The organism is Lonsdalea quercina (assembly GCF_900107885.1).
GTDB classification, from domain to species: Bacteria; Pseudomonadota; Gammaproteobacteria; order Enterobacterales; family Enterobacteriaceae; genus Lonsdalea; species Lonsdalea quercina.
Genome location: NZ_FNQS01000002.1, coordinates 158,557 through 175,664 on the forward strand (window position 1 = coordinate 158,557; position 17,108 = coordinate 175,664).

Sequence of the window (17,108 nt, forward strand, 5' to 3'; positions counted from 1 at the left end):
TACTGATTACTGAGGTCAACATCAGTCGTGTTTGGCTGCGTCTTTGCTACCCTTCAAGAGGGTCTAAAGTGAAATACTTTTTTGGCTATTTATTCTGTGAGTCTCGTTTTAGCGATCGGATTCAGGTTACAGGGTTATCAATTGCATTTTTGTGATCCTTGTCCGATATTTTACCGGCTGACTCCATTCAGCTTTTTTGTATTGATAGCTTTTATCAATCAATATGAAGATTTCATAAAATACAGGTTTTTTGTAGAAAAGTGTATTTATCTGTTTATTTACTTTACAAAGAAAAAAACAGAGGAATATTCGATTATCGAGAGGGACGTATCGTCTTATTTTCATTACAATGCGCCCGTAAATTTTTTATCTTCCTGATGATGGTCTGAGGTGCCGAGTGATGCATTCTGTGCTGGATTTTTCCAGCTTTATAAAATTTTTCGTCGGCTTATTTGCCCTCGTTAACCCTATCGGAGTGTTACCCGTATTTATAGGGATGACCAGTTACCAGGATAATAAGGAACGAGACAAAACGAATTTAACGGCGAATGTTTCCGTGGTTCTTATTCTCTGGGGCTCTTTATTTTTCGGCGACGGCATTCTGCGATTGTTCGGTATTTCCATTGATTCATTTCGTATCGCCGGCGGCATCCTGGTGATGACCATCGCGATGTCGATGATTAGCGGTAAGTTGGGTGAGCATAAGCAGAACAAACAAGAAAAAACGGAAAACGCCAACCGTGAAAGCGTCGGGGTCGTTCCTCTGGCGCTGCCGCTAATGGCGGGGCCGGGCGCTATCAGCTCCACCATTGTCTGGAGCTCTCGCTATCACGGCTGGCCGAATCTGGTGGGGTTGTCGTTAACTATCGCGCTGTTTTCATTCTGTTGCTGGCTATCATTTCGCGCAGCGCCGATGATTGTCCGACTACTGGGCCAGACGGGTATTAACGTGGTCACCCGTATCATGGGCTTATTATTGATGTCGCTTGGTATCGAGTTTATTGTGACCGGCCTGCGATCGACATTCCCCGGCTTATTATAAGCACCGCTCTTTTTTCTATTTATTGCTTCATTCGTGACGAGTCCCGATATAGGTTGATACTTTTCAGCCTTACAAAACGCCCGATGAACTTTATCGGGCGTTTTGTATTTTTAACGACAGGTGGGGACGCCGGATGTTGTAGATTTCCACCGACTCTCTGACCATCCTCCTTGCCTACGCGATATCGTCTTTCGACCTGTCCAGCAACGGCCAGTTCGAAGCACGGAGAGTAAACACGTTGCGTGCGGCAAACATATTGGTTCATCTGTGTCAGCGTTATTTAGGACGGGTCATCATCTTACCGGCTGCCGCCACGGCGTCAGCCGTTTTTTATGTCAAGAACATAAAGGTTGCTGATGTTTTTTTACTGCGGAAGGATTGATGACTCTGCCATTCATTTATCCCTCGCATAGTGAGGGGGCGCTGTTGCCTGTTTTTGTGCTCGTCCCCATCCCCATCATCAGCGATGACGGGCCGTCAAAATCCACAAGCCGAGCCAGGAAAAGGAAATACGCCAGACTGGTATAAGATTTTCTTATTTCAGAATAATGCGCTGTTAATGATAACAAAAAACCTATATCACGCTGTTGTTTTAATGGAAAGCTCTGAAGCTATCGCGCGGGTTTTACGCCGAATATCTAGTGAGAGAAAATTGAGTAACATCCCGTGAATTCTATTGGCGAAGCGTAAATCATTTGCTACGTTCGGCTTGGTTAGGCGTTTAATCATTACAAAAGGTAAGTTAATTTTAACTTACGATGCAGTTGCTCTTTAGCCGTGATTTCTCGGGGGGAAGGCACGGCCCGGCGGTATGGAAAACCGTTGCGTTTCCCTGTGAGTGGCGAGGTGAGGGGCGACGCACGACAGAAACTCGCTTGGCGGCAGGATTTCGTTTAGGGGCACTGAGGGTGCTTTTACGACGAGGTTCTTGGCCTGGCTTGTGGTGATAACCAGACTCGTTCCCTGGGGAGACCGTGAGCTTGAGTCGATGTGGTGCAATGAAAAAATAAAACAGGAGCATAATCAACAATGGCAAAACACAAATTAAAACCGCGGTGGGTGATGACGGCACTGGGCATTTTTAGCGTATCGATATCCATGTCAAGTTGGGCTGCCGTGATTCCTCCCGGTGTCCAGTTGGCGGAGAAACAGGAGCTGGTGCGAAATAACGGCGCGGAAGTTGCGTCGCTCGATCCGCATAAAATTGAGGGCGTGCCGGAAACTAACGTGTCTCGCGACCTGCTCGAAGGTTTGGTTAACACCGACCCGGATGGAAAGATCATCCCGGGCGTGGCGGAAAGTTGGGATAACCAGAACTTCACGGTCTGGACCTTTCATCTGCGAAAGGATGCCCGTTGGTCAAACGGCGACCCGGTGACCGCAGAGGATTTTGTGTATAGCTGGCGGCGAGTGACCGATCCTAAAACGGCATCGCCTTATGCCTCCTACTTGCAATTTGGTCACATTGTGAATATCGACGATGTGGTTGCTGGTAAAAAACCGACAGAGGCGTTGGGCGTTAAGGCGATAGACGATCACACGCTGCAGGTCACATTGAGTCAGCCAGTACCGTATTTTTATAAATTGCTGGTCTATCCTGCGACTTTCCCGGTGTATAAAAAAACCGTCGAAAAATTCGGCGAAAAATGGACGCAACCCGCAAATTGGGTGGGTAACGGCGCCTATAAGCTGAAAGAGTGGGTGGTGAATGAGAAGCTGGTTCTGGAGCGAAATACCCATTATTGGGACAACGCGCACACTGTTATTAACAAGGTCGTCTATCTGCCTATCACCTCCGAAGTGACCGACGTCAATCGCTATCGCAGCGGTGAAATTGACATGACCTACAACTACCTTCCGATTGAACTGTTCCAAAAACTGAAAAAAGAGATCCCGAACGAAGTCCACGCCGATCCTTATTTGTGCACCTATTATTTTGAAATCAATAATCAGAAGGCGCCGTTCAACGATGTCAGAGTGCGTAATGCGCTCCGTCTGGGTCTTGACCAGGTCATTCTGACCAACAAGGTGAAAAATCAGGGCGATATTCCCGCCTACGGTTATACCCCGCCTTACATTGACGGAATAACGACCGCTAAACCGGAGTGGGCGAGCTGGTCTCAGCAGAAACGTAACGAAGAAGCGAAGAAATTACTGGCCGAGGCCGGCTACAGCGCGCAAAAACCGTTGACGTTCACACTCCTGTATAACACCTCCGATCTGCATAAGAAAATGTCGATCGCGGCGGCGTCCATATGGAAAAGCAACATCGGCGTTAACGTAAAACTAGAGAATGAAGAGTGGAAAACCTTCCTTGATAACCGCCATCAGGGCAATTATGACCTGGCGCGGGGCGGCTGGTGTGCGGATTACAACGAACCCTCTGGGTTCCTGAACAGCATGGTATCCAATAGCAGCAGTAATACCTCGCACTACAACAGTCCGCAGTTCGACCAGTTGATGGATAAAGCGCTGGCGGCGAAAACCGATGCCGAGCGAGCTGCATTTTATCAGCAGGCGGAACAACAGCTGGATAAGGATGCGGTAATTGCGCCGATCTACCACTACGCTAATCTGCGGTTGGTCAAACCGTACGTCGGAGGATTGACAGGGAAAGATCCGCTGGACTATGTCAAAGTCAAAGATCTGTACATCATCAAACATTAAGTTCATTGCTGCCGCGCCACGCCGGGCGGCAGTCTTGCAATAATAAGAACCGCTTTTTGACCGGTTTGATAGGTAAGGTCCATGCTTAAATTTATTCTGCGCCGGTGTCTGGAAGCGATACCGACACTCTTCGTGCTGATTACCCTCTCTTTCTTCATGATGAGGCTCGCGCCCGGTAGTCCTTTCACCGGCGAACGCAACCTTCCGCCGGAAGTGATGGCCAATATTGAGGCTAAATACCATCTGAACGATCCCATCCTGACGCAGTATGGCCACTATTTGGTTCAGCTGGCGCACGGGGATTTCGGCCCTTCGTTCAAATACAAAGACTATTCAGTAAATGACTTAGTGGTACGCGCCTTTCCTGTGTCGGCCAAGCTGGGCGCCGCGGCGTTTTTGCTGGCGGTCATTCTGGGCGTCACCGCCGGCGTGGTGGCCGCGTTAAACCAGAACGGAAAATGGGACTTTACGGTGATGGGATTTGCGATGACGGGCGTGGTGATCCCAAGCTTCGTTGTTGCTCCGCTGCTGGTGCTGGTTTTCGCCATCACGCTTCAATGGTTGCCGGGCGGCGGCTGGAACGGCGGGGCGCCCAGGTACATCATTTTGCCGATGGTGGCGCTTTCACTCTCCTATATTGCCAGTATCGCCCGCATTACACGCGGCTCGATGATCGAAGTTTTGCATTCGAACTTCATTCGCACCGCGCGCGCCAAAGGATTGCCCCTGCGCAAGATCATCCTGCGCCACGCCCTGAAACCGGCGCTGCTGCCGGTGTTGTCATACCTGGGGCCGGCATTCGTCGGCATCATTACGGGGTCGATGGTCATCGAGACGATCTTCGGTCTGCCCGGCATCGGCCAGCTGTTCGTGAATGGCGCGCAGAACCGAGACTATTCGCTGGTGCTCAGCCTGACTATTCTGGTTGGGGCGCTGACCATCCTGTTTAACGCGATTATCGACGTACTGTACGCGGTAATCGATCCCAAGATTCGCTATTAAGTCGAGGCGCAGATGTTTTGGAATAAAAAAAATCGGGACGCGTTGGGCCGCTTTAGCGAACAGCTGGACGTTGAAGGCCGCAGTTTATGGCAGGACGCGCGTCGTCGCTTCATCCACAACCGCGCAGCGCTGACCAGCCTGTTGTTACTGCTGCTGATCACGCTGTTTGTGGTCATCGCACCGCAGTTTTCCTCGTTTAACTATGCCGATACGGATTGGAATATGATGTCGGCCGCGCCAGACATGGCGAGCGGCCACTATTTCGGTACGGACTCCTCAGGGCGAGATTTGCTGGTCCGTGTGGCCGTCGGCGGTCGGGTATCGCTGATGGTGGGTGTGGCCGCAGCGCTGGTCGCGGTAGTCGTGGGCACGCTGTATGGCGCGCTGTCCGGCTACATGGGCGGCGTTGTTGACTCGGTCATGATGCGTATATTGGAAATTCTTAATTCATTTCCTTTTATGTTTTTCGTGATCTTATTAGTGACGTTTTTTGGGCAGAACATGCTCTTGATTTTCGTAGCCATTGGTATGGTGTCCTGGCTGGACATGGCGCGTATCGTCCGGGGGCAGACGTTGAGCCTCAAAGGTAAAGAGTTTATCGAAGCGGCGCTGGTCGGCGGAGTGTCGACGCGCGGTATTGTCCTCAGGCATATCGTGCCAAACGTGTTGGGCGTGGTCGTGGTGTATGCCTCGCTGCTGGTGCCTAGCATGATCCTGTTTGAATCCTTTCTGAGTTTCCTGGGGCTGGGGACGCAAGAGCCCATGAGCAGCTGGGGATCGCTCTTGAACGACGGCGCCAACTCGATGGAGGTGGCGCCCTGGCTGCTGTTCTTCCCGGCAGGCTTCCTGGTGGTCACGTTGTTCTGTTTCAACTTTATCGGCGATGGCTTACGTGACGCCCTCGACCCGAAAGACCGCTGAGGAGAGGCGCGATGACGAAAACAACACAACCCCGCGAACCGCTGCTAAGCGTAAACGACCTGCGGGTGGTTTTTAACACGCAGGACGGCGCGGCCACGGCCGTGAATGACCTCAACTTCTCACTGTCTGCGGGCGAAACGCTCGGTATTGTGGGCGAATCTGGTTCCGGAAAGTCGCAGACTGCCTTTGCCCTGATGGGGCTGCTGGCGGCCAACGGAAAGGTGAGCGGTTCCGCGCGGTTTGATGGCCGCGAGATACTGAACTTGCCGGAACGCCAGCTCAATCGCCTGCGCGCCCAGGAGATCGCCATGATATTTCAGGACCCGATGACATCCCTGAACCCTTATATGCGCGTGGGTGAACAGCTGATGGAAGTCCTGATGCTGCACAAAAAACTGAGTAAAGGCGATGCGTTCGCTCAGTCTGTAGCCATGCTGGACGCGGTAAAAATGCCGGAAGCGAAAAAGCGAATGCGTATGTTTCCGCACGAGTTTTCCGGTGGGATGCGCCAGCGCGTCATGATCGCCATGGCCTTACTGTGTCGGCCTAAACTGCTGATCGCCGATGAGCCGACGACGGCGCTGGATGTCACCGTGCAGGCGCAGATCATGACGCTGCTGGGTGAGCTACAGCGAGAGTTCAACACGGCTATTATTATGATCACGCACGATCTGGGTGTGGTTGCCGGTATCTGCGACAAAGTGTTGGTCATGTATGCCGGGCGAACGATGGAATACGGTTCCGCGCGCGACATTTTTTATACACCGACGCATCCTTATTCAATCGGGCTGCTAAATGCAATACCCCGGCTGGATGTGGAGAATGAGGTGCTGGCGACAATCCCCGGCAATCCGCCTAACTTGCTCCGTTTGCCGCAAGGGTGTCCTTTTCAACCCCGTTGTCCATACTCCCAGGCGGATTGTGAGCAAACGCCGATGTTGACTGAGTTTGAGAAAGGGCGGATGCGCGCCTGCTTCCGTCGTATTGAGGAGGTGGCGCTATGAATTCGATGGAACAATGTAAAACGCTACTTGAGGTCGATGACCTAAAAGTCTATTTCGACGTGCGTAGCGAACAACAGTGGTTCTGGCAGCCGCCCAAAAAATTAAAAGCGGTGGACGGCGTCTCTTTTCGCCTCTATGAAGGAGAAACGCTGGGCATCGTGGGAGAGTCCGGTTGCGGCAAGTCGACGTTGGCGCGGGCCATCATCGGTCTGGTCAAGGCCAGAGGGGGCAGAATCAGCTGGCTGGGTCAGGATCTGCAAGGATTCAACGACAAACAATGGCATGACGTGCGCAGCGATATCCAAATGATATTTCAGGACCCGCTGGCGTCGCTGAATCCTCGTATGACGGTGGGTGAAATTATCGCCGAACCGCTGAAAACCTATCGTCCTGGGCTTTCTCGATCGGAGGTCAAAGAGCGGGTCAAGGAAATGATGAACAAGGTCGGACTCCTGCCGAGTCATATCAACCGCTATCCTCATGAGTTTTCCGGCGGGCAATGCCAACGCATCGGCATTGCCCGGGCGCTTATTTTGCAGCCGAAGCTGATTATCTGCGATGAACCGGTTTCCGCGCTGGATGTGTCTATTCAGGCGCAGGTCGTGAACCTGTTGCAGCAATTGCAGCGGGAAATGGGGCTAGCGCTGATTTTCATCGCTCATGACCTTTCCGTGGTGAAGCATATCTCCGATCGCGTTCTGGTCATGTATCTGGGACATGCGGTGGAATTGGGGACGGACGGCGCGTTATATCGTAATCCGCTGCATCCCTACACCCGGGCGCTGATGTCTGCTGTGCCAATCCCGGATCCGGACAAAGAGCGCAACAAGCAGATACAATTGTTGGAGGGGGATCTGCCATCGCCCATCAATCCGCCATCAGGCTGCGTATTCCGTACACGTTGTCCTATGGTCGGCCCCGAGTGCAGTCAAACGCGTCCGCAATTAGAGGGCGGGATCGAGCATGCGGTGTCTTGTCTGAAAGTGGAAACATTACCGTAACACGGCACCCATCCGCCGTTTGCTCCAGACTCTCCCTGCATACGGGGAGAGTCTGGAATCTTACGGCAATCTGCTATGACACAGAACAGGATAGGGGGAGTCAGCCGCGCGGCGATGTTGGCGGCCCGATTCAGGCCGGAGTAACAACTGAAGGGTCAATTACGCTTTCCACAGAATGTGGCAGAGCTTATGGTCTTTTTCGCGGCAAATCAGCACTCGGGCGAACACATCATTGATTTCCGCATCTTCGCTCTCGGCCAGACCAATGACGACTTCGCAGAAGAAGTCTGGATTCAGATCGAAATCGACGTGATCCTGCCAGTCTTCCGCCGGGTCGAACAGTTCGGCGCCGCCGCGCTCTTCAAACTGCAGGTTAAACAGCAAGACGTCGGCGGGGTCGAGATTATCCGGCGCTAACTCTAGAAAGATGTCGTATGCCTGTTCCAGCGCTTCATCTTCGGTCAGGCGGTTATTTAAATCCATGAGACAGTCCTATTCATCCACAAGGCGTGTTATTAGACCATGAAGGACACGGGGTTTACAGCAGCGGGCTGAAAAAGTAGAACAGACGCTCCACGATGCGTTGCCAATAGGGCCTTCTCTGCCATTTCCCTGCATCCAACAGGCGTGAACGGGCGATATAGTCGTCCTGAACACAGGCCAAATCATTGCCGAAGTCCGCATCGTCGATGACCATCGTGATCTCAAAATTGAGCCACAGGCTGCGCATGTCGAGATTGACGGTGCCGACCAAACACAGCTGGTCGTCGACCAGCACGCTCTTGGTATGCAGCAATCCACCTTGGAACTGAAAGATTTTTACCCCGGCGCTGAGCAGCTCGCTGAAAAAGGCTTTACAGGCCCATCCCACCAGCACCGAGTCGTTTTTGTGCGGCACGATGATATTGACGTCTACCCCTCGCTGCGCCGCTGTGCAGATGGCATGCAGCAAATCATCGCTTGGCACGAAGTAGGGCGTTGTCATGATCAGGCGGCGGCGCGCGGCGTATACCGAGGTCAGCAGCGCCTGATGAATCATATCTTCTGGGTAACCCGGCCCGGAGGCGATCACCTGAATAGTATGGCCGCTTTCTTGCTCAAACGGCATGATGTTGACGTCCGGCGGCGGCGGAAGTAAGCGTTTTCCGGTCTCCATCTCCCAGTCACAGCTGTAAATCACGCCCATAGTGGTTGCGGCGGGACCTTCGGCGCGCACCATTAGGTCGATCCATTGACCAACGCCGGCATCCTGCTTGAAATAGCGAGGGTCAACCATATTCATACTACCAGTGTACGCAATGCGGTTATCGACCAATATGATCTTGCGGTGCTGACGCAAGTCCATCCTGCGCAGGAACGCACGAAAAATATTCACCCTCAGCGCTTCCACCACCTGAATGCCTGAAGCGCGCAGGATGTCCGGGTAGGCGCTGCGCAGAAAGGTTCTGCTGCCGGCGGAGTCCAGCAGAATGCGGCAGTGGACGCCACGTTTAGCTGCCGCCTGCAACGCGGCCATGACTTCATCGACGAGTCCGCCCTGTTGCCAGATGTAAAACACCATTTCGACGTTATTGCGCGCAAGTTCGATGTCGCGCACCAACGCTTTTATGGTGTCAGGAAATGAGGTGATGAGCTGAAGTTGGTTGCCTTTGACGCCGGCGATACCCTGGCGACGCTCGCAGAGTTGGAATAAGGCGCTTGCCACTTCGCTATTCTCTGTAGCGAAAATCCGGCTGTAGCTCTTAAGCTCCTGCAGCCATTTGGCTGTGGAGGGCCACATTTTGCGGGCGCGCTCGGCACGTTGCTTACCCAAGTGCAGTTCGCCGAAAGACAAATAGGCGACGATACCGAAAAGCGGAAGGATAAAAATCACCAGTAGCCATGCCATGGCGGAGGGAACAGTACGTCGTTTCATCAAGATGCGCAGCGTGACGCTGGCGATTAATAGCCAATAGCTGAATACCAACATCCAGCTTAATACCGCATAAAAAGTTGTCATGGCAAAGCGCACCGTTCCCTTCAGCGAATGCTTATCAGCAAAGTGTACGCATAGTTTACCTAAAGAGGAAATGTCTTGCGTCTGAATAGAATAGGCGACGTCTGACGGCAATCTGGGCCTTAAAACGCAAAGGCGACTTGGATGCTGTAGACGGGGAGGTATAATGTGCGGCGTTCTGCTTCCTGACAAAAAGAGTCTCTCCATGAAACGCAGCCCTAATGAAGTCAGCCGCTGGCGTATGCAACGCCAGGTTCAGCGCCGCCGCCGCCGCTGGCTCGAAGCTCAATCCCGCAGCTATCGTCATATCCATTCCGCCCGGTACTTACAGCAGAAGAAACAGCGTCGAGCGCTGCTTTATGCTGTCGCTTATGAATGGTAACTCACTGGCGTGATTGGTTTTTTAACGCCGCGCCATCCTTAAGCCGCAGATTTGGCGCATCGTTGTCTTTCTCCACGCTGGCGCGGTACGGAATCTCAACGGTGCTTGACGACAAGGGGGCGATGGCGGCCTAAACTCCGTTTTCATTCTGCGAGGACTCAGGCAGTTGGAGGCGACATTGTCGATCAGGTTGATGACATCGGTTATTCGCTGATTGCGTTCGGATATTGCGCCCCTGGCGTCCTTGACGTCGCCCATCATTTTTTCGCCTTTCCCTGCGATATGGCGGGTCTGCTGGCTAGCCGTGTCTGTCGCTCGTGGTTTTCCAGGTGTCGGTCGAGTTCTTCGACATGCTCAGTTGCCGCGCTCAGTGCTTCGAACTGGTATACGGCCTGTATCGATAGTTTTTGGTTATCGTCATTGTCCTGAACAATGGGAGCCAACAGGGTTCCATGCCCTTGCACGCTTGATCGACCAACGTTAACACCCGGATTGCATTACGGTAATGCTTTGTCTCAACGGGTGGACGATCTCTTCAATCAAAAACGATAAGTCCCGCCAACGTACCATTGATCATTAACCAGATTACTCAGGAAGTTAGCCTTGACGGAAGCATGATACGCCGGCTTTTGAGGAGGGGATAGGACAGCTTCTGTCGTCAATCCGCACACGGGGAATCGACCGTATGACACAGTGCGTGACACCGTCACTTATCGACGTGCCCAACTTCGTGCGATGGCGCGCAACAGGAATATAGAAGGGTGGCGAAGAAAGATGAGAAAGAAAGTATCCCACAGGCTGGATAACGTCGGCATGTGGCCATTGTTTATCAGCGTCGTGGGATCTTATCTTTTAATAGAAATGCGTTAAGCGATTAGAACACTTGTTTAAACGGTTTCACGATAACCTGCTGATACACGCCGGCGGCGACATAAGGATCGGCGTCCGCCCAACTTTTGGCTTCTTCCAGAGAAGGGAACTCGGCAATGACGACCGAGCCGGTAAAACCGGCGCTGCCCGGATCGTTGCTGTCTATGGCCGGTAGCGGCCCGGCGGTGAGCAGACGGCCCTGATCGCGCAACGTTTGCAGGCGAGCAAGATGGTCCGGACGCGACGCCTGACGTTTCTCTAAGGTGTTTGCTGCGTCTGTTGCAAAGATAACATAGAACATATTGACCTCTATCATTGTCGGGAAGCGGTTTGTTTGTTCATCTTACGATATGTCAGGAGAAGGGCAACCCCTTGAGTTTGCCAATAAATATTTCTGTTTTTGAGTTTATTTTTACAATTAGAAGGCTTCATGTTGAATATGATTGCTATTTGCATTTAAACTTGATGCGGCCTGAGAGGACACCGTAATACTATGCCGCAAAAAAAGAATTTCCTTACCCGCCGTTATTCATGGCCAGTGATCGTTTCCGTGGCATTTCACGGGTCTCTAGTCGCAGCCATACTTTATGCTTCGCTTAATCGCTCGGCGACAGTGGAGCAGGCGCAGCAGCCTATCACTATGACTCTGGTCGCACCGGCGCCGGTCGATGCCGCTCCTGCGCCTCAGCCGGAAAGCGCGCCGGAGCCGCAGCCTGAACCCGAGCCTGAGCCAGAAGTACAGCCGCCGGAGCCTGTGCCGGTCCCCGTCGCGGTGCCTGAACCCAAGCCACAGCCAAAACCGAAGCCCAAGCCGCAGCCGAAACCCAAGCCAGTGACGAAAAAAGAAAACCCGAAGCCGATCGAAGAGCCGAAGGAGTCGCTATTCACCAGTAACGAACCCACGAAGGCGCCCAATAATGCACCGGTTCGTCAGGCGCCTGTCGCCAGCGCGCCCGCTAGCGGTCCGCGGCCTCTGAGCCGTTCTCAGCCGGAATATCCGGCTCGGGCCTTTGCGCTGCGCGTGGAGGGTCGGGTGAAAGTTCAATTTGACATAGATGGCTCAGGTCGCGTCAGTGACATCCGTATTCTGTCTGCTGAACCGAAGAATATGTTTGAGCGTGACATCCGGCAGGCGATGCGGAAATGGCGATACGAAGAGAACAAGCCAGCTAACAATCTTGTGGTGACGATCGTCTTTAAAATCAACGGCGGGGCGGCGATGGAGTAGTGCAAGGACTTATGTCTGCACGTCGCGAAAGGTTATGCAAAACGGGCGCCTGAAGGCGCCCGTCGTTTAACTAAAGGTTTTCTGCTGTGAAGTGGCTTTTCCCTTCGGGCAATTCCCGTGATTTTCCCGCCTCATCCACCGCTACATAGGTAAATGACGCTTCCGTCGCGCGATAACGTTGTCCGATAGGTTCGGAAGACACTTTCTTCACCCAGACTTCAACGTTGATATTAATGGAGCTACGCCCGGTTTTCAGGCAGCGTGCATAGCAGCAAACCACATCACCCACCGCTAACGGTTTCAAAAAGGTCATGCCGTCGACACGTACGGTTACCACTCGGCCGTGAGCGATTTCTTTAGCCAGAATGGCGCCGCCGATATCCATCTGCGACATAATCCAACCACCGAAAATATCGCCGTTGGCGTTGGTGTCGGCGGGCATCGCCAGGGTGCGTAGCACCAGTTCCCCATGGGGCAAAAAGTCTTGGTTGCTCATAAATGGTTCAATACATCATCCCGGTAAGGTGTTGTTGAAATTCAAGGATGGTGGTCGTTCTCGCGATTATCTTCCGCCGCTTTCTTGTCTGCGGGTAAATGGCGGTAGAGGTAGACCCCGCAGAGTAAGGTAAATAGCAATGTGGCGCCGGTCAATCCAAAAACTTTGAAGTTTACCCAGGTGCTTTGCGGCAGCCTGAAGGCAACATACACATTCGCGAGTCCGCAGAGTAAGAAAAATACGGACCAAGCGACATTTAATCGCGCCCAGACCTGTTGCGGTAGGGAGATCTCTTTCCCCAGCATTTGCTGAATCACGTTTTTCTTCATGACGAACTGGCTGGCTAGCAGGATCAATGCAAATAAAGTGTAAATCACCGTCACCTTCCATTTAATGAACTCGTCATTATGGAAGACCAGCGTGAGCGTCCCGAAGAGGGTCACCATCGCGAACGTGACCAGCATCATTTTTTCAATTTTGCGGTAGATAAACCAACTGACCACCAGAGCCAGGGCCGTTGACGCAATCAGCGCGCCGGAGGCGACATAAATGTCGTAAAGTTTGTAAAAAACGAAAAAAACGACCAGGGGAAGAAAATCAAGAAGTTGCTTCATCAAGGGATTCCATACTTAAGGTGCATTGATGAAAGCCAGCCAGCGGCTGGCGCTCAATGCGTATTATCGCCGCTCCCGATGTGAATACGTCTGTCAGATCGTAATAATTTGCAGAAAATTACAATCATATGCAGCGTCTGGTCGCCGAGAGGACGGGCCGGTGTCAGTTACGCAGCAGCATATAGAGACGGAACAGATAAATGAGCAGCAATGCGGAGATAAAGTTGCTCAGGCCGTTAATGACAATAGCCATCACGGTAGGGGCTGCCAACGGCAAGCGCGCCACCAGCAGCAACAACACCACTTTCGCCACCAGCCACAGCATGACGGCGGGGGCGGTGACGCGGAAGTTGGCGAAGACCAGTTTGCTGCTCTGGCGCATGGAGGTGAATACACCGCGCTTTTCCGTGACGCTGATCACCGGCGATAAACTGAGGGCGATGGCCAACAGGACTCCCGGTACAATCAAAAACAGCATGCCTAATTGAATCAGCAGCGTGCAGATGAGGATCAATAACAGGAGCCGAGGCAAAACCGGCAGGGATGCGCCAATTGCCCTTAACGCGCTGGTGGGCGTGCCAGCGGACACCATCTGAACCAGCAGCAGCAACCCACCCACGAGCAGCGTATTGCCGATCAGTGAGGCAAACGTGCCCGCCGCGGACGCTTTCAACAATACGATCTGCTGTTCGGGGGACATTTGCTGAATCAGATCGCTAAGCCCCAGCTGTTCGCCTGCGGAGAGATCGATATTCGAATCGTTGAGTATTTGCAGTTGTTCACTTCCCGGAGTAAACAGATGCCCCAAAACCACGGTAATAAGCGAGGCCAACAGCGACAGCAGGAGGATGCTGACGAATTGGTTACGCGTGAAATTCATTGTGTCACGGTACAATGTACTGGCCGTGATAGGCATGACAACTCCTTGGCAAAAAGGTTAGCGATAAAATTCAGTCATTAATCGCTAATTGTAACCGGTTCGGCAAGACAGTGGCACCCCGACTGCGACCTCAACTATCTAATTCTTTTTATTCCAAACTTTCTTCCGCCTGCGAGATCACATCGCTGAGTGTCAGCGGCGGCATGCCGTAATGTGCTCGCGCCCGATCGCAGGCGTCATTCGGCCGCTGATTTTCGCCGGAAGCCGCGAATTCATGACAGGGCGAAGGGCGATTGGCATAGATGCGACAGCTGACGGACTCGCCGATAGCGCCGTCCAACGCCGAACAGCGAGGGGTTTTGCTGTTGGTGCCCTGCATGCAACGTAAGAACGGCGTCAAAGGCTCAGTCAGCTCAATCGGAACCGGCCCCGCGGCATCATTGCCTTCGGCCCAATAAAACGACACCCGGAAATAACCGCAGCAGGCGCCGCACTGCATGCATGGATTCACGCTTTCTACCATCGAATCTGCCATCGAAGGACCCCACGGTATTTGACCGCTGAAATTTGGGTTAAGAATAAAAATCTACTGCAGAATCGGGTCATTGGGCAGGGGGATTTTTGTGCAAAAGCACGTTCTGTCTCTTCACGATATCAGCAGCATAGTGGAAGTCCGGCCTGTGGTCAGTGAATGCATCGCTGCCATAGACAGGGCACCATAACCCATCAGAGCAGCCTTAATTTGATTGTGGGGCAACGTTATAAAAGGCGAAAAGAAGCTGAGGGAACCGTACAACTGTTTATCTCTGCCGTACAGGCGACCGCCGTTAAGCCGCGCGAGCTCAGTCAGTCAATCAGGCGCGAGGCGTTGGCATGATTTTGGCAGCCGCGACCAGTGAAGGTTGTGAGATAAAGGCGCTTGGGGGATAGAATCAGGGCGACGTATAAACGCCGCCCGTGCGTCAGCCTTACCTGAGGTGATGGAGGTGATAACGTTTAACCCGGCTGGCGTGTCGCGGCTTTCATTCGGCTGACGAACTCGCCCAGGTGTTTCAGCATCGCTTCCGGCTGCTGCTGGTGCTGCTCAATGATTTTCACGATGGCGGAACCGGAAATCGCCCCGGCGGCGCCGGCTTTGAGCGATTGATCCACCTGAGAAGGCTCAGAGATGCCAAATCCCTGCAGAGGCGGCGCGGCGTGATACTCGGTTAATTTGTCGATGAGATGATTCAGCGGTAGCTCGGCCCGATTTTCCGAACCGGTCACGCCGGCACGCGAAAGCAGGTAAGTATAGCCGCGACCAAACGAGGCAATCGCGCGCAACAGATCGTCATCCGCATTAGGCGGACAGATGAAAATCGGCGCTACTTCATGGCGCATCGCCGCAGTGCGGAACGGCGCCGACTCTTCCAGCGGGACATCCGCCACCAGTACGGAGTCCACGCCGGCCTGCGCGCAGCGCGCGTAGAAGGCTTCGATGCCGTTATTGAACACCAGATTGGCGTACATGAGCAGCCCGATGGGCAGGTGCGGATACTTCTGTCTCACCGCCGCCAGAATATCAAAACAGTGATCCGGCGTGACGCCCGCTTTTAATGCGCGCAGATTCGCGCCCTGAATGGTCGGGCCATCCGCCAGCGGGTCGGAAAAAGGGATCCCCAACTCCAGCGCATCAGCGCCGGATTCCACCAGCGTATCGATGATGCGCAGAGACATCTCAGGGGAGGGATCGCCCAGCGTGATGAAGGGGACAAAAGCGCCTTCGTTTTTCTCTGCCAGACGTCGAAACAGTGCGTTATAGCGTTCCATTACACCTCTCCCCGAGCTTTCAAAATGTCGTGTACTGTAAAAATGTCTTTGTCGCCGCGGCCTGATACGTTGACGACCAGAATTTGCTCTTTGTCGGGATCGGCCTGGATAATTTTCAGCGCTTGAGCCAGCGCGTGGGAAGATTCCAGCGCAGGAATGATGCCCTCATGACGAGACAGCGCTTTAAAAGCATCTAGCGCTTCATCATCGGTAATGGACACGTAGTCGGCGCGGCCGATGCTATTGAGGTAGGCGTGCTGAGGTCCGACAGACGGGAAGTCCAGCCCGGCGGAGATAGAGTAGGACTCCTCAATTTGGCCGTCCGCCGTCTGCATCATCGGCGATTTCATCCCAAAGTAAATGCCGGTGCGCCCATGTTTCAGCGGCGCGCCGTGTTCTCCGCTCTCAATGCCATGCCCGGCGGGCTCGATGCCGATGAGTTTGACGGACGGTTCGTCGATAAAGTCGGCGAACATACCGATGGCGTTGGACCCGCCGCCCACGCAGGCCAGCACCCTATCCGGCAGCCGGCCTTCACGCTCCAGCAGCTGCGCTTTGGTTTCCTCGCCGATCATGCGCTGGAATTCACGCACGATGGTCGGGAAGGGGTGCGGACCGGCCGCCGTGCCCAGTAGATAGTGTGCCTTGTCATAATTGCCGGACCAGTCGCGCATCGCTTCATTACAGGCATCTTTCAGCGTGGATGAGCCGCTGTGCACCGGGATCACTTCCGCCCCCATTAGCCGCATGCGGAACACGTTGGGGGATTGACGCTCGACGTCTTTTCCGCCCATATACACGCGACATTTCAGGCCCAGCAGCGCGCAGGCCAGTGCTGTCGCCACACCATGCTGCCCGGCGCCGGTTTCCGCGATGATCTCTGTTTTGCCCATGCGCTTGGCCAGCAGCGCCTGACCCAGCACCTGATTGGTTTTGTGCGCGCCGCCGTGCAGCAGATCTTCGCGCTTCAAATACAGTTTGGTGCGGGTGCCTGCCGTCAGGTTTTTACAAAGGGTCAGCGCGGTCGGCCGTCCCGCGTAGTTTTTCAGTAAGTCGACGAATTCCGCCTGGAACTCGGGATCGCGCTGTGCGCTGACGAAAGCCTCTTCGAGCTGACGCAGGGCTGGGACTAAAATCTGAGGGACGTATTGCCCGCCGAACTCACCGAAGTAAGGATTGAGTAATGTCATAATCAG

At 53.5% G+C, this 17,108-nt stretch carries 17 protein-coding genes; 8 read left to right on the forward strand and 9 right to left on the reverse strand.

Features of this window, described 5'->3' with window-relative positions:
* Positions 1-397: 397 nt before the first annotated feature.
* The 6 genes from BLU64_RS03640 to oppF all read left to right on the forward strand — a co-directional run bounded on the left by BLU64_RS03640 (position 398) and on the right by oppF (position 7,637).
* Entirely contained in the window at positions 398-1,042 is a 645-nt protein-coding gene (locus BLU64_RS03640; protein ID WP_139171470.1) for a YchE family NAAT transporter, read from the forward strand.
* A gap of 1,062 nt (positions 1,043-2,104) precedes the next feature.
* On the forward strand, positions 2,105-3,709 hold the full coding sequence (oppA, locus tag BLU64_RS03650; protein ID WP_051625504.1) for an oligopeptide ABC transporter substrate-binding protein OppA: 1,605 nt from the start codon (positions 2,105-2,107) through the stop codon (positions 3,707-3,709).
* A gap of 81 nt (positions 3,710-3,790) precedes the next feature.
* Entirely contained in the window at positions 3,791-4,711 is a 921-nt protein-coding gene (gene oppB / locus BLU64_RS03655) for an oligopeptide ABC transporter permease OppB (protein WP_074727931.1), read from the forward strand.
* 12 nt (positions 4,712-4,723) lie between these two features.
* The gene (oppC, locus tag BLU64_RS03660) at positions 4,724-5,632 is read left to right on the forward strand and encodes an oligopeptide ABC transporter permease OppC (RefSeq protein WP_026742458.1); all 909 of its coding nucleotides are present in this window, start codon (positions 4,724-4,726) and stop codon (positions 5,630-5,632) included.
* An 11-nt stretch (positions 5,633-5,643) separates the two neighbouring features.
* On the forward strand, positions 5,644-6,636 hold the full coding sequence (gene oppD / locus BLU64_RS03665) for an ABC transporter ATP-binding protein (protein WP_026742459.1): 993 nt from the start codon (positions 5,644-5,646) through the stop codon (positions 6,634-6,636).
* A complete protein-coding gene (gene oppF, locus BLU64_RS03670; RefSeq protein ID WP_026742460.1) occupies positions 6,633-7,637 on the forward strand; it encodes a murein tripeptide/oligopeptide ABC transporter ATP binding protein OppF in 1,005 nt (334 codons plus the stop codon). Before oppD ends, oppF begins: the two co-directional genes overlap by 4 nt.
* Positions 7,638-7,796: 159 nt before the next feature.
* Here oppF and BLU64_RS03675 read toward each other — a convergent pair whose 3' ends face one another.
* Positions 7,797-8,120, reverse strand: a complete 324-nt coding sequence (locus BLU64_RS03675) for an HI1450 family dsDNA-mimic protein (RefSeq protein WP_026739426.1) — start codon at positions 8,118-8,120, stop codon at positions 7,797-7,799.
* A 55-nt stretch (positions 8,121-8,175) separates the two neighbouring features.
* A complete protein-coding gene (cls, locus tag BLU64_RS03680) occupies positions 8,176-9,636 on the reverse strand; it encodes a cardiolipin synthase (protein WP_026742461.1) in 1,461 nt (486 codons plus the stop codon).
* Between the two features lie 202 nt (positions 9,637-9,838).
* On the opposite strand from cls, the gene BLU64_RS17130 reads away from it, so the two are divergent.
* Positions 9,839-10,015, forward strand: a complete 177-nt coding sequence (locus BLU64_RS17130) for a YciY family protein (RefSeq protein WP_099049247.1) — start codon at positions 9,839-9,841, stop codon at positions 10,013-10,015.
* An 874-nt stretch (positions 10,016-10,889) separates the two neighbouring features.
* On the opposite strand, the gene BLU64_RS03690 is transcribed toward BLU64_RS17130, so the two are convergent.
* The gene (locus BLU64_RS03690) at positions 10,890-11,186 is read right to left on the reverse strand and encodes a YciI family protein (protein ID WP_026742463.1); all 297 of its coding nucleotides are present in this window, start codon (positions 11,184-11,186) and stop codon (positions 10,890-10,892) included.
* Between the two features lie 192 nt (positions 11,187-11,378).
* Between BLU64_RS03690 and tonB the strand changes: the two genes are divergently transcribed.
* Positions 11,379-12,113 carry a TonB system transport protein TonB gene (gene tonB, locus BLU64_RS03695; protein WP_026742464.1) on the forward strand — a complete coding sequence of 245 codons (735 nt, stop codon included), beginning with the start codon at positions 11,379-11,381 and terminating at the stop codon, positions 12,111-12,113.
* Between the two features lie 70 nt (positions 12,114-12,183).
* Here the strand turns inward: tonB and yciA are convergent, their stop codons facing one another.
* The 6 genes from yciA to trpB all read right to left on the reverse strand — a co-directional run bounded on the left by yciA (position 12,184) and on the right by trpB (position 17,105).
* Positions 12,184-12,609 (reverse strand): acyl-CoA thioester hydrolase YciA, encoded by a 426-nt coding sequence (yciA, locus tag BLU64_RS03700; protein WP_026742465.1) that lies wholly within the window; start codon positions 12,607-12,609, stop codon positions 12,184-12,186.
* Between the two features lie 41 nt (positions 12,610-12,650).
* A complete protein-coding gene (locus BLU64_RS03705; protein ID WP_026742466.1) occupies positions 12,651-13,223 on the reverse strand; it encodes a septation protein A in 573 nt (190 codons plus the stop codon).
* Positions 13,224-13,386: 163 nt separating this feature from the next.
* Positions 13,387-14,139, reverse strand: coding sequence for a YciC family protein (locus BLU64_RS03710; protein ID WP_026742467.1), 753 nt, complete (start codon positions 14,137-14,139; stop codon positions 13,387-13,389).
* Between the two features lie 112 nt (positions 14,140-14,251).
* A complete protein-coding gene (locus tag BLU64_RS03715) occupies positions 14,252-14,626 on the reverse strand; it encodes a YkgJ family cysteine cluster protein (RefSeq protein WP_026742468.1) in 375 nt (124 codons plus the stop codon).
* Positions 14,627-15,099: 473 nt separating this feature from the next.
* The gene (gene trpA / locus BLU64_RS03720; RefSeq protein WP_026742469.1) at positions 15,100-15,912 is read right to left on the reverse strand and encodes a tryptophan synthase subunit alpha; all 813 of its coding nucleotides are present in this window, start codon (positions 15,910-15,912) and stop codon (positions 15,100-15,102) included.
* Positions 15,912-17,105, reverse strand: coding sequence for a tryptophan synthase subunit beta (trpB, locus tag BLU64_RS03725; RefSeq protein ID WP_175527797.1), 1,194 nt, complete (start codon positions 17,103-17,105; stop codon positions 15,912-15,914). Before trpB ends, trpA begins: the two co-directional genes overlap by 1 nt.
* Positions 17,106-17,108: the final 3 nt, after the last annotated feature.

Coding starts and splice junctions, on each gene's coding strand:
- oppA (WP_051625504.1), top strand. CDS start 2,105: ATGACGGCACTGGGCATTTTTAGCGTATCGATATCCATGTCAAGTTGG.
- oppB (WP_074727931.1), top strand. CDS start 3,791: ATGCTTAAATTTATTCTGCGCCGGTGTCTGGAAGCGATACCGACACTC.
- oppC (WP_026742458.1), top strand. CDS start 4,724: ATGTTTTGGAATAAAAAAAATCGGGACGCGTTGGGCCGCTTTAGCGAA.
- oppD (WP_026742459.1), top strand. CDS start 5,644: ATGACGAAAACAACACAACCCCGCGAACCGCTGCTAAGCGTAAACGAC.
- oppF (WP_026742460.1), top strand. CDS start 6,633: ATGAATTCGATGGAACAATGTAAAACGCTACTTGAGGTCGATGACCTA.
- BLU64_RS03675 (WP_026739426.1), bottom strand. CDS start 8,120: ATGGATTTAAATAACCGCCTGACCGAAGATGAAGCGCTGGAACAGGCA.
- cls (WP_026742461.1), bottom strand. CDS start 9,636: ATGACAACTTTTTATGCGGTATTAAGCTGGATGTTGGTATTCAGCTAT.
- BLU64_RS17130 (WP_099049247.1), top strand. CDS start 9,839: ATGAAACGCAGCCCTAATGAAGTCAGCCGCTGGCGTATGCAACGCCAG.
- BLU64_RS03690 (WP_026742463.1), bottom strand. CDS start 11,186: ATGTTCTATGTTATCTTTGCAACAGACGCAGCAAACACCTTAGAGAAA.
- tonB (WP_026742464.1), top strand. CDS start 11,379: ATGCCGCAAAAAAAGAATTTCCTTACCCGCCGTTATTCATGGCCAGTG.
- yciA (WP_026742465.1), bottom strand. CDS start 12,609: ATGAGCAACCAAGACTTTTTGCCCCATGGGGAACTGGTGCTACGCACC.
- BLU64_RS03705 (WP_026742466.1), bottom strand. CDS start 13,223: ATGAAGCAACTTCTTGATTTTCTTCCCCTGGTCGTTTTTTTCGTTTTT.
- BLU64_RS03710 (WP_026742467.1), bottom strand. CDS start 14,139: ATGCCTATCACGGCCAGTACATTGTACCGTGACACAATGAATTTCACG.
- BLU64_RS03715 (WP_026742468.1), bottom strand. CDS start 14,626: ATGGTAGAAAGCGTGAATCCATGCATGCAGTGCGGCGCCTGCTGCGGT.
- trpA (WP_026742469.1), bottom strand. CDS start 15,912: ATGGAACGCTATAACGCACTGTTTCGACGTCTGGCAGAGAAAAACGAA.